This is a genomic window from Martinezella lusitana (genome assembly GCF_014207095.1).
Taxonomy (GTDB): domain Bacteria; phylum Pseudomonadota; class Alphaproteobacteria; order Rhizobiales; family Rhizobiaceae; genus Rhizobium; species Rhizobium lusitanum_B.
Window position 1 is genome coordinate 142,801 of sequence record NZ_JACHBG010000002.1, and the last position, 12,969, is coordinate 155,769.

The following is a 12,969-nucleotide window of genomic DNA, read 5'->3' on the forward strand; positions in this document are numbered from 1 at the left end:
GATCTCAAAATTCCGGTTCGAGCATGATGGTCGCCAGCGGTGGTAGCGTTATCGTCGCTTGTATGCCGCCGCCGGCACTTACTGCCTGCACACGCCCGCCATTGCCCTTGCCGCTGCCGCCATAAATGTCGGCATCGGTATTCAGCACCTCGCGCCACCGCCCCTCAGCTGGTAAGCGCAACGTGTAATTCTCACGGTAGACTGGCGTAAAATTGGTGATGACCGCAACCGGTTTTTCACCGGGCGCCTTGCGCAGCCAGGCGAAGACCGAATTCTCGAAATCATCGACGACAAGCCATTCGAAGCCTTCGCCTTCACAGTCGCGGGCATGCAGCGCCGGCTTGCTGCGATAGGTGAAGTTGAGATCGCGGACGAGGCGCCGCATGCCTTCATGCATACGGTACTGCAGCAAATTCCAGTCCAGCGCGCGTTCTTCGCTCCACTCGCTCCATTGGGCGAATTCCTGACCCATGAACAGCAGCTTCTTGCCGGGATAGCCCCACATGAAGGCATAATAGGCGCGCAGATTGGCGAATTTCTGCCAGTCGTCGCCGGCCATCTTGGCGATCAGCGATCCCTTGCCGTGCACGACTTCGTCATGGGAGAGCGGCAGAACGAAATTTTCCGAGAAGGCGTAGATCAGGCCGAAGGTCAGCTCGTTGTGGTGGTACTTGCGATGCACGGCCTCGCGGGCGAGGTAGCTCAGCGTGTCGTGCATGAAGCCCATGTTCCATTTGAAGCCGAAGCCGAGGCCGCCTTCGTGGACAGGCTGCGATACTTTGGGCCAGGACGTGGATTCCTCGGCGATCGTCATGATGCCCGGATGGGCGCCATAAACCCTTGAATTCATCGACTGGAGGAAGCGGACAGCTTCGAGGTTTTCGTTGCCGCCGTACTCGTTGGGGATCCATTCGCCATGCTTGCGCGAATAGTCGAGGTACAGCATGGAGGCGACGGCATCGACGCGCAAACCGTCCAAATGGTATTTTTCTGCCCAGAAGAGGGCATTGTTCTGTAGGTAGGCCAGCACTTCGGTGCGGCCGAAATTGTAGATCGCGGTGTTCCAGTCGGGATGGAAGCCCTTGCGCGGATCCTCGTGCTCATAAAGTGCGGTGCCATCGAACCAGCGCAGACCGTGCTCGTCGGTCGGGAAATGAGCAGGCACCCAATCCAGAATGACGCCGATGCCGACTTTGTGGCAGCCGTTGACGAACCGGGCAAACCCTTCAGGTTCGCCGAAGCGTGCGGTCGGCGCGTAAAGGCCGGTCGTCTGATAGCCCCAGGATGGGTCATAGGGGTGTTCGGTGATCGGCAGGAACTCGATATGGGTAAAGCCCATGTCGACGCAATAGGGGATCAGGCGCGAGGCAAGCTCATCCCACGACAACATGGAGCCGTCATCACGGCGCTGCCAGGAGCCGGCATGCACCTCGTAGATGCTGATGGGCTGGCGGCGCTGGTCGACGCTTGCCCAATGCTCGCGGTGGGCCGCATCTTCCCAGACCTGATTGAGTTCATTGGCGGTGACGGAGGCGGTCTTCGGGCGCAACTCGCTGCGGCGGGCGAACGGATCGGCTTTCAGCGGCAGCAACACGCCGTCCTGGCCACGGATCTCGAACTTATAGGCGACGCCTGCCGGTACATCCGGGGCGAAGATTTCCCATATGCCGCTGTCGGACCGGAAGCGCATGACGTGCCGGCGACCGTCCCAATTGTTGAAATCGCCAACGACCGAAACGCGTTGGGCATTCGGCGCCCAGACGGCGAAGTGAAAGCCCTGCACGCCTTCGTGCTTTATGGGATGGGCGCCCATCTTGTCGAAGAGGCGCAAATGCGTGCCCTGACGGGCGAAATAATCGTCCATCGGTCCGAGGACCGGGCCGAAGCTATAGGGGTCGGTGACCGCCCATTCCGCATCGGCGCGCCGGGCGCGATAGCGTACCGGTTGCTGTTTGGAGAGTTTTACCTCGCCGGCAAAGAAACCCGCCGAATCGAGACAATCCAACTCGCCGATGATAGTGCCATCCAGCGCGGTGGCGCTCACCGCCTCCGCGCCAAGGATGAAACAGCGCGCCACAAAACCGTCATCTGTCCGATGAACGCCGAGAACGGCGAATGGATCGGAATGGGTGCCTGCGAGAATTGCAGCAATATCCTCTGCCGAAATGTCCCTCAAGCTTGTGCCGTCAGCGGGTCTCTTCGGCTTTTTCATCCGGCTCTCCAGATTTCCTTGGCATATTGACGGATCGTCCGGTCGGAGGAGAACCAGCCCATGCGCGCGGTATTGTTGATCGTCTTCGCGTACCACTCGGACGGATTGGCCCAGAGGATGTCGACCTCGCGCTGCGCGGAGGCATAAGCATCGAAATCGGCGGCGACCATGAACCAGTCGTGGCTGTAGATGCCTTCGATCAGGCCGGCGTAGCGGTTGCGATCATCCGGTGAGAAGACGCCCGATGCGATGGCCGAAAGCGCCTGCGCGAGTTCACGGGAACGCTCGATGACGGCGCGGGGATCGTGGCCGTCGCTGCGCAGGCTCGCCACCTCATCCGCCTTCAAACCGAAGATGATGATGTTGTCCTCGCCGACATTGTCGCGCATTTCGACATTGGCGCCGTCGAGGGTGCCGATGGTCAATGCGCCGTTGAGGCCGAACTTCATGTTGCCGGTGCCGGATGCCTCCATGCCGGCAGTCGAAATCTGCTCGGAGAGGTCGGCGGCCGGGACCATGACTTCGGCGAGAGAGACGTTGTAGTTCGGCACGAAGACGACCTTCAGCAGGCCGCGGACCGACGGATCGTTGTTGATGACGCGAGCGACGTCGTTGATCAGCTTGATGATGAGCTTGGCGTTATGATAGCTCGGCGCCGCCTTGCCGGCGAAGAGCTTGACGCGCGGCTGCCAATCCAACTCGGGATGCGAGCGGATCTGGTCGTAAAGGGCCACCGTCTCGATGATGTTGAGAAGCTGGCGCTTGTATTCGTGGATGCGCTTGATCTGAATATCGAACATCGCGCTCGGGTCGAGCTTGATGCCCATGCGGCTGGCGACCAGATTGGACAGCTGCACCTTGTTGGCACGCTTGACGGCGGCGAACTTCTCCTGGAACGCGCTGTCCCGGGCGAACTGATCGAGTGGCTTCAGCTGTTCGGCATCGTCGAGGAAGGCATCGCCGATAGCCTCGCGGACGAGGCCGGTCAGGCCGGGATTGCATTGCATCAGCCAGCGGCGCGGCGTGATGCCGTTGGTCTTGTTGTTGATGCGGTCCGGATAGAGCTTGTGCAGGTCGGCAAAGACTGTGACCTTCATCAGGTCGGTGTGCAGTGCCGAGACGCCGTTGATGGAGTGCGAACCGACAAAGGCGAGATTGCCCATGCGCACGCGGCGATCACCGTTTTCGTCGATCAGCGAGATCGAGCGGATTTCCGTGTCGTTGAAGTTGCGGGCCTTGCGCGCCTCGACGAGAATCTTGGCGTTGATCGCGTAGACGATCTGCATGTGGCGCGGCAGGAGCCGTTCGAACAGCGGCACAGGCCAGCTTTCGAGCGCTTCGGGCAGCAGCGTATGGTTGGTGTAGCCGAACGTCTCGCGGGTAATGTCCCAGGCCTTGTCGAAAACGAGGCCGTGAACATCGACCAGCAAGCGCATCATTTCGGCGACGGAAACGGCGGGATGCGTGTCGTTCAGCTGGATTGCAACCTTGTCCGCCAGATTGGTCAAGTCGTCATATTGCTGCAGATGGCGGCGCAGAATGTCCTGCAGCGACGCCGACGAGAAGAAGAACTCCTGGCGCAGGCGCAGTTCCTGGCCGGCGGGCGTTGCATCGGCCGGATAGAGGACGCGCGTCAGGCTCTCTGCCTTGTTGCTTTCGCGCAGTGCGCCGATGTGATCGCCGGCGTTGAAGGCGTCGAGCAGGATCGGGTCGATCGGCTGTGCCGACCAGAGACGCAGCGTGTTGACGCGCTTTGCCCGCCAGCCGACAACAGGCGTATCGAAGGCCGTGGCGATGACGCGCTCGGCGGGTTTCCACACGTAGCGAGGCTGATCGTCATGGCCGCCAACGGTCTCGACACCGCCGCCGAAGCCGATTTCGTAGGAGCTTTCCTGACGTTCGAACTCCCAGGGATTGCCGTGGGCGAGCCAGGTTTCCGGCAGTTCCACCTGCCAGCCATCGGCCATCTGCTGGCGGAACAGGCCGTGGACGTAACGAATGCCGTAGCCATAGGCCGGCACGTCGACGGTTGCCATCGATTCCATGAAGCAAGCTGCGAGGCGGCCAAGGCCGCCATTGCCAAGCGCTGCGTCAGGCTCAAGGCCCGCGATGACACGAATATCGACGCCGAGCGAAGACAGGGCGTCGGAAATCTCTTCCATCAAGCCGAGATTGGAGATCGCGTCTCGCATGAGGCGCCCGATCAGAAATTCGAGCGATAGGTAGTATACCCGCTTGGCGCCAGTCTCGTAGACGCGGCGCGTCGATTCCATCCACTTGTCGATAACGCGGTCGCGAACAACGAGGATCGTTGCCGTCAACCAGTCATGCGGCTTGGCCACTTTCGCATCCTTGCCGATGCGATAGGTCAAGCGCTCGATGATTTCTTCCGCAAGGATTTCGGGGCGGGAACTGCGCGGGGCGGGGACGGGGAGATCGGCCTTCGTCAAATTATTCATACTATCAACTCTCGCCATTTGTGTTTTATATTCAGGGTGTTATGCCCGATTAAACCAAATTTTCTCTCCTCTTCACTAGCAGTTTACGCACTGATGTAAAGCAGTTGCAACAAGTGAGTTGAGCAGATGCCAAAATAGCGGCCAAACGCTCTTTTCCGGTGGGAAATGGCTTGATTCCGATGATGTTTCCGGCTCTTATTCGCGCACCCTCGAAACAAAAAGACGCGCGATACACGTATCGCGCGTCTTTTTGTTTGTGGCGCATCCAGGGGTGCCTTATGCGCAACGCCGGGGAGATTACCTGGTCAGAAGCGTCATCTGCTTCACGGCCTGAGCGCCGATCGTTTTGAAGGCGGCGACCAGATCGGTCATTTGTCTCGCGTCGAAGTAGTTGGACGGACTGCTGGCGCATGACTTGAGCAGATTCTGGCCGCGGTCGGGCGCCATAAACGCCACGGTATAGATTTGCATACCTTGCTCTTTTGCCTTCTTGCAGACAGACAGGGTCGTGGTGTCGGAACTGGTGGAGTTGTTGTCGCCGTCAGTCATCAGCACGATGATCTTGTCGAAACTCTTGTTGCCTTTGGTCTGCTGGGCGCTGGCCTCGGCAGGATCGACGAGTTTGTTGTAGGCCCGCTGCATTGGCGCACCAGACTCAGTGCCGCCACCCGCTTTGAGGGGGGCAATAACCTTAGTCCGCGTCGTCTTTGTTCCCCAGTCAAGTTCGCTGTAGCTATCGATCTTGCTGCTCCACGCAATGCCCGCCGTGCGGACATATTGTGACTTCGGATCGGCGGCATCCAATTGATCGAGCAAGATGCCGGCCGCTGATCTCAAAGCGTCAATCTTTTTAATGTAACAAGGACTTTCTTGGTCCTGATACATGTAAAGATAGTCGCCCTCGATGTAATATTGGTCACACTGAAGCTTCGATGTGTCCTTGGCTTCTGTATCCAGCCACATCGATCCGGATTTATCCAGCACGATCTCCATGGAAAGCGCCGTCTTTTGAACGGCAGTTCCGCTTGTGGTCGAGCTTGATGCGGAGATGGTCATCGATTGCAAGCCGAGCAGATGACTTAGGTTGCTGACAGACATGGTATAGGACGCATTCACCGCAACGGTGTAGCTTGTTCCACCGGATGAGTTGTTTGTCGAGGTGACGGCGGTCGACGTTCCCGCCTTCAGCGCGTCCGAGGCACCCGTGTCTCCGGACAGATAGTTCGACATCTGGCCAAGAACCAGCTTGTTCGCGAGATCCTTCGCGTTTGCCGTCGTTGCGCTGCCGTTGGCGAGCGCCGTTGCCGTGCCGAGTGCGGCGGCATCCGTCGCTTCCTGAAGCTGGCTGCGCGATAGCGACATATTCGCGATGTCAATACCGACCCCGCCGGCGGCGACCAGCACCGGTATGGCCACTGCGGTCAGAATGCCGAAGTTGCCGGAACTATTTCTCAGCAATTTTCCAAATGTACGAAGTATATCCGAACCGGAGATCATCATGTCCGCCTGCAGGAGGGAGTTAAAAGCCTCAAGAACGGGCGGGACTATCAACGATAAATATGAGTCAATCGTTTAGGTGGTGGTTCGAAATTTAACAAACCTCCAGATTGGTCCCATTTTGGCTGGGTCCTATACTATATTAGCGTTATACTATATTAGTGGAATCACATCTACGGCCTGAACCGTCTTTTGGTTACCGTAACCTTTAAGCACGCCGATGACAGGCGCGACATCGGAATAATCGCGGCCATAGGCGACGACGATATGGTCCGTGCCGGCCGGAATGTTGTTGGTCGGATCGAGCTCGATCCAACCTGTGATCTCGCCGCACCAGATGCGCACCCACGCGTGCATGGCGTCGGCGCCTTCGAGCCGCTCCTTACCCGGTGGCGGGATGGTGCGCAGGAAGCCGCTGACATAGCCGGCGGGAATGCCGAGGCTACGCAGTGCGAGGATCATCACATGCGAGAAATCCTGGCAGACGCCGCGTTTCAGCCGGAAGGCCTCCTTGGGCGAGGTGTCGACTGTCGTTGCCTCCGGATCGTAGGTGAAGTCCTTGTGAATCTGCGTGCAGACCGCGTGGGCGATCTGCATGGTTGTCAGCTTCGTCGTCTTCCACTGCCTGCCGTAATCGGCGATTTCGGGTGTTTCCGGCAAGCGAGGGCTGCTGCCGAGAAAATGATGCGGCGAGCCGGGATCGATCGACCAGCAATCGCTGATTTCCTCGGGCAACTTCGCCAGCAACGGCGAGAAGTCTGCCGCAACCGGCTGGCTTTCGACCTGGACGCGCGCCTGCATGCGGATATCTAATTTCTCATGCGGATCGCGCACCAGAATGGAGGTAGTCGGATGCTGGAAAAAATCGGTGAAGTTCGATTGCTCGTTGGGATGCGGTGTGATTTTCAGCGAACCGGCTATCAGCCGCTGGCGGCCGGTGAGCGAAAGCGGCAGCAGGCGCAGAATATGGCGCGCGCCGCTGGCTGGCGCGTCGTAAATATAGCCCATATGCAGCGACAGGTCGTAGAGCATCACATCATCCGAGGTAGGTGCGGGCCAGAAGATCGGAGAGCCGCTCCAGTTCCCGCTCCATCTTTTGATAGACCTCGCCCGTCATCGTTTCCGGCGTCATAACGGCAAGACCGGAATGCAATCGCATGGCTTCCCGGTAGAATGGCGACATCTGGCCGTTGACGAAGGCGTTCGGCAGTTGCTCCACCTCGTGGCGGATCTCGTTCATCTGGAAAAGGATCGAGCGCGGGTTGAGCGGGTCGAGCGCCAGCAGATCGGTCACCGTCAGGCGGGCCGTGTTGACATTGTAGCGGCGGCGGTGGGTCATGACGCTGTCGCCGATTTCGAGCAGCATATCGAGGGCGCCATCGGGTGCATCGGGGCCGGACATGTGCCCGAGCAGCCGTGTCATATGCAAGCCGCGCTCGATATAGCGGCCAAGTGACAGAAAACGCCAGCCGGTGAAGCGATACATGTTCTCGTGCACAAGGCCCGCGAAGCCTGCGAGTTTGCGCAGCAACACGGTCATAGCATGGCTGGCGTCGTCACCGTGCCTGACATTCTCCTTGAAGCGTCGGGCGGTCTTAGCAAGGTCGTTCAGTGCCAGCCAGCCGTCCGGAGAGAAGCGATCGCGGATATTGCTGGCCGAATAGACGGCGCTGTCGATGTTGCGCAGCAGGCTTTCCGGCACGGCCTTGCCGATGTCGATGTCGATCCCGGCGAGATAGGCGCTGACATTGGCGAGCAGCGGCTGATCCGGATCCGCAGCCTCCGCAAAACGCCCGTGCCAGGCGCGCAGAATGCGCAGCGCCCCTTCGGCGCGCTCGATATAGCGGCCGAGCCAGAAGAGGTTGTCGGCGGCTCGGCTCGGCAGGCTGCCCGGCATGTTGCGGGTGAAGGTCTCTTCCGCCGGCAGCAGCGTGTGAGCTTCCACCGGCTTGTCGGAGACGATCCAGACATCGGCCGCGGAGCCGCCGGCCTGCATGGCGATGGCAGCGACATCGTCGCCGCTGCCGATGCGGGCAAAGCCGCCGGGCATGATCTGCCAGCCATTTTCCGTACGGGCGGCGAAGACACGCAGGCTCATCGGCCGCGGTATCAGCTTGCCATTCACCCAGGCCGGCGTTGTCGAAAGAGTAACGACCTCCTGACCGACCAGCTTGTACCCTTCGCTCGCCAGCCAGTCGGCGATCGAATCGCGAGCCGTGCTGCGCAGCGTTGAGCCGAGCACGGACTGACCATTATCGTCGAAGAAGGGCATGCAGGAATAGGCCGGGCCGATGACCATCTTCTCGATATTGGCAGCAACGTGTTCGCGCTCGCTCTTCTGCCCGCACCACCAGGTCGCAATTGATGGCAGCTTCAATTCCTCGCCGCGCAGATGCCGGCAGATCGTTGGCATGAAGGCGAGCAAAGCACGCGTTTCCAGAATGCCGGAGCCGAGCGCGTTGACGATGCTAACGGTCTGTGCCCGCAGCGCCTCGACCATGCCCGGCGTGCCGATATGAGAGTGCTGGTTCAGCTCGAGCGGGTCGGCATAGGAAGCATCGAGACGGCGCCAGAGCACGCTGATCGGCCGCAATCCGGCGACGGTGCGCACCATCAGCTGGTCGTTGACGACAGTGATGTCCTCGCCCTCCAGTAGCATGAAGCCGAGATAGCGGGCGATGTAAGCGTGTTCGTAATAGGTCTCGTTGGCCGGTCCCGGGGTCAAAACCGCGACGCGTCCCTCGCCACCGCGCTTGCCGCCCAATAGGGCATCGCGAAAGGCGCCGAAGAAGGAGGCGAGGCGATGGACCTTGGTTTCTGCATAGATGTCTGAGAAGGCGCGAGTGGTGGCGACGCGCGTTTCGAGTGCAAAGCCGGCACCCGATGGCGCCTGGGCACGGTCGGCCAATACCCACCAGTTGCCATCCGGACCACGACCGATTTCGAAGGCGAGAAAGTGCAGATAGTGGCCGTTCGCCGGCTTTACGCCAGCGAGCGGGCGCAGGAATTCCGGATTGCCGGCGATCAAAGCCGGCGGCAGCAAACCTTCATTTACCAGCCGGCTGTCGCCGTAAATGTCGGCCATGACGTCTTCGAGCAGGTCGGCACGCTGGCGCAAACCTTCCGAAAGTGATTGCCATTCGCGTTCGTCGATCAAGACCGGGATATGCGAGATCGGCCAGTTGCGTTCGCTGACGCCGGTTGCTCCATAGGCACGGTAGAAAACGCCGGCATCGCGCAGGTAGCGGTCGGCACGGGCGAAACGTTCGGTCAGTTCCTGTTCCGACATACGGCTCAGGGCCGACCGCAGATTCTGCCAGACGGGCCGTACCGCGCCGGTATTGTCGACCATTTCGTCGGCGACGCCGGGCAGTGCGCTATAGGCAAAGGCCGGATCGTTGCCGATTCCAGCCTTCACATCGTCGCGCTTTTCCGCCGCCGGTTTTCTAGCCATGTACAGTTCCGTCTCAAATTCCTGCCGGCCGCCGGAGGTCGAGCGTCAGGGGGAATTCCACCGATGCGATCTCAGGCTTGAGGGCATAGTTGCCTGCTGTATGCCCCCAAGGTTCGAAACGCGCAAGACGTCGCGCTTCCGCCTCGTTGCCGTTGACCGGAAATGTGTCGTAGTTCCGGCCGCCCGGGTGCGCGACATGGTAGATGCAGCCACCGATCGAGCGACGCGACCATGTATCGTAGATATCGAAGGTCAGTGGCGTGTCGATGGGCAGGACGGGATGCAGGCCCGAGGCCGGATGCCAAGCCTTGTAGCGCACGCCGGCGACCGAAACTCCAGCCATTCCCGTCGGCGTCAATGGCACGGGGCGGCCGTTGCAGGTAACCGTATAGCGGGAGGGATTGGCGGTCTCGAACCGAACCTGCAGTCGCTCGACCGACGAATCGACGTAGCGCACGGTGCCGCCGACCGCACCTTCTTCACCCATCACATGCCATGGTTCCAGCGCCTGGCGCAGTTCCAGCTTGCTGCCCTCGTATTCGACTTCGCCGCAGAAGGGGAAACGGAATTCGAGCTGCGCCTGGAACCATTCCGGCCGGAGATCGAAACCGCTTTCACGGAGATCGGCGAGCACGTCGAGGAAATCCTGCCAGATGTAATGCGGCAGCATGAAGCGATCATGCAGTGTCGTACCCCAGCGCACGAACTGGCCGTCGATCGGGTTGCGCCAGAAGCGGGCGATCAGCGCGCGTACCAGCAATTGCTGGGCAAGGCTCATGCGGGCATTCGGCGGCATTTCGAAGCCGCGGAATTCGACAAGGCCGAGGCGTCCGGTCGGTCCATCCGGCGAGAACAGCTTGTCGATGCAGATTTCCGAGCGGTGGGTGTTGCCGGTGACGTCGGTTAAAAGGTTGCGGAAGAGGCGGTCCACCAGCCATGGAAGCGGCTGCAATCCCCGGCCTGGTGCCGGCACCTGGGCTAGCGCGATTTCCAGCTCGTATAGGCTGTCATGGCGAGCTTCGTCGATGCGCGGCGCCTGGCTGGTCGGGCCGATGAACATGCCGGAAAAGAGGTAGGAGAGCGAGGGATGGCGCTGCCAGTGCAGCACCAGGCTCTTCAATAGATCGGGACGCCGCAGGAAGGGGCTGTCCATGGTGCTGCGGCCACCAACGACGACATGGTTGCCGCCGCCCGTGCCGGTGTGACGACCGTCGATCATGAACTTGTCCGTGCCTAGGCGGCTTTCGCGCGCCTCGTCGTAAACAGCCGTGGTGATATCGACGGCTTCTTTCCAGCTCGATGCCGGATGGATGTTCACCTCGATGACGCCTGGGTCGGGGGCGACGCGGATGACATTGATGCGCTCATCCTGCGGCGGCGGATAGCCCTCGATATGGACCGGCAGATTGAGCGCCGCTGCGGCGCGTTCGGCTGAAGCGACGAGGTCGAGGTAATCCTCGATGCTGACTGTCGGCGGCATGAAGATGCAGAGACGACCGTCGCGCGGCTCGACGCTGATGGCGGTCCGTACATAGCCACCGATCTCGTCGAGCGATTGCGGCATCACCGGCTGCTGGCCGGAAAAGGGCTGGAAATGAGCCGCCTGCAGCGGCCGACCCTTGTCCTCTGCGTAATCAGGCAGGGCCTCACGCGGGATCGTCGGGTCCATCGGGTTGATGTAGGGATATTGCGATGCGGGTATCCAGCCGAGCGAGTTCAGTGGCAGGCGATAGCCGACCGGGCTATCGCCTGGCGTCAGGAAGACGCGGCCGCGACGCGTGCGCCATTTCTCGCTCACCCAGCGACGGCCGCTGGCGCGCGCATTCCAAGCCTGGATGGGGAGAACATAGCCCGTCGGGCGCGTAAGGCCGCGCTCGAAGACGCGGGCCATGCGCGAGCGTTCTTCCGGGTCTTTCAGTTTCGAGTTGGAGGGATCGACATTGTCGGGCAGGTTCGCCTCCTTGACCAGCCATTCGGCCGGATCTTCAAAGGCCGGGGCTACGTATTCCTGGTCGATGTCGAGTTCGCCGGCAATCGCCGTCAGCAGGCGGCCGGCATCGTCTTCGTTGACGCTATAGTCGCGGCCTTCATTGGCGATCAGATCCGGGTTCGACCAGATCGGCAGGCCGTCACGGCGCCAATAGAGCGAGAAGGTCCAGCGGGGCAGGCTTTCGCCGGGATACCATTTGCCCTGGCCGTAATGCAGGAAGCCGTTCGGCGCGAAGCGTTCGCGCAGGCGGCGGATCAGCGTATCGGCCTTTTCGCGCTTGGTCGGGCCGACTGCGGCTGTGTTCCATTCCTCGGACTGGAAGTCGTCGATCGAGACGAAGGTCGGTTCGCCGCCCATGGTGAGGCGGACGTCGTTGTCCTTGAGGATCGCGTCGACCTTTTCGCCGAGCGCATTCAGCGCATCCCAGCTTTCGTCGGAGAAGGGCTTGGTGATGCGCGGGTGTTCGGCGACGCGAGCGACCTTCATGTCGAAATCGAATTCGGTCTTGGCCTCGCCGAAATAACCACCCGAGATCGGGGCGGCGTTGCGATAGTGCGGCGTGGCGGCAAGCGGAATGTGGCTCTCGCCGGTCAGAAGGCCTGAGGTGGGGTCAAGGCCGACCCAGCCGGCGCCGGGAAGATAGACTTCGGCCCAGGCGTGCAGATCGGTGAAATCGACCTCGGTGCCGGACGGTCCGTCGAGTGCCTTCAGATCGGGCGTAAGCTGGATGAGATAGCCTGATACGAAGCGAGCGGCGAGGCCGAGATGACGCAGTACCTGCACCAGCAACCAGCTTGTGTCGCGGCAGGAACCCTTCGCCGTTTCCAGCGTCTCTTCAGGCGTCTGCACGCCGGTTTCCATGCGGATGACGTAGCCGATTTCCTGCTGCAGGCGCGTGTTGAGCCCGACGACCATGTCGACGGTCTTTTGTTCCGAGCGATCGAGCGTGGCGAGGAAAGCTTTCAGCCGTGGGCCGGGCTCCTCCGGCTTCATGTAGATGGAAAGATCCTCGCGGATCGTTTCGGGATAGTCGAACGGCCATTTTGTGGCCTCCTCTTCGACGAAGAAGTCGAAGGGATTGTAAACGGTCATGTCGGCGACGAGATCGACTTCGATCTTCAGCTCGGTCACCGGATCGGGAAAAACGAAACGGGCGAGATAGTTGCCGTAAGGGTCCTGTTGCAGGTTCACGAAATGATTCGACGGTGTGACCTTCAGCGCGTGGCTGAGCACCCGGGTCTTGGAATGCGAGGCAGGTTTCAGGCGGATGATCTGGGGGCCGAGGCGGACCGGATTGTCGTATTTATAGTGGGTAAGATGGTAGATGCTCGCTTTGATCGCCATGCGTCTCTTTGCC

6 protein-coding genes are annotated in these 12,969 nt (G+C 60.6%); all 6 read right to left on the minus strand.

Features of this window, described 5'->3' with window-relative positions:
* Nucleotides 1-4: 4 nt before the first annotated feature.
* On the minus strand, nt 5-2,212 hold the full coding sequence (glgB, locus tag GGD46_RS05265; RefSeq protein ID WP_184702504.1) for a 1,4-alpha-glucan branching protein GlgB: 2,208 nt from the start codon (nt 2,210-2,212) through the stop codon (nt 5-7).
* On the minus strand, nt 2,209-4,671 hold the full coding sequence (locus GGD46_RS05270; protein WP_184702507.1) for a glycogen/starch/alpha-glucan phosphorylase: 2,463 nt from the start codon (nt 4,669-4,671) through the stop codon (nt 2,209-2,211). Before GGD46_RS05270 ends, glgB begins: the two co-directional genes overlap by 4 nt.
* A 297-nt stretch (nt 4,672-4,968) precedes the next feature.
* Nucleotides 4,969-6,171 carry a TadE/TadG family type IV pilus assembly protein gene (locus tag GGD46_RS05275; RefSeq protein WP_246806215.1) on the minus strand — a complete coding sequence of 401 codons (1,203 nt, stop codon included), beginning with the start codon at nt 6,169-6,171 and terminating at the stop codon, nt 4,969-4,971.
* 150 nt (nt 6,172-6,321) lie between these two features.
* Nucleotides 6,322-7,200 carry a transglutaminase domain-containing protein gene (locus tag GGD46_RS05280; RefSeq protein ID WP_184702509.1) on the minus strand — a complete coding sequence of 293 codons (879 nt, stop codon included), beginning with the start codon at nt 7,198-7,200 and terminating at the stop codon, nt 6,322-6,324.
* 4 nt (nt 7,201-7,204) lie between these two features.
* Nucleotides 7,205-9,622, minus strand: a complete 2,418-nt coding sequence (locus GGD46_RS05285) for a circularly permuted type 2 ATP-grasp protein (protein WP_184702511.1) — start codon at nt 9,620-9,622, stop codon at nt 7,205-7,207.
* 13 nt (nt 9,623-9,635) lie between these two features.
* A complete protein-coding gene (locus tag GGD46_RS05290) occupies nt 9,636-12,956 on the minus strand; it encodes a DUF2126 domain-containing protein (RefSeq protein WP_184702513.1) in 3,321 nt (1,106 codons plus the stop codon).
* Nucleotides 12,957-12,969: the final 13 nt, after the last annotated feature.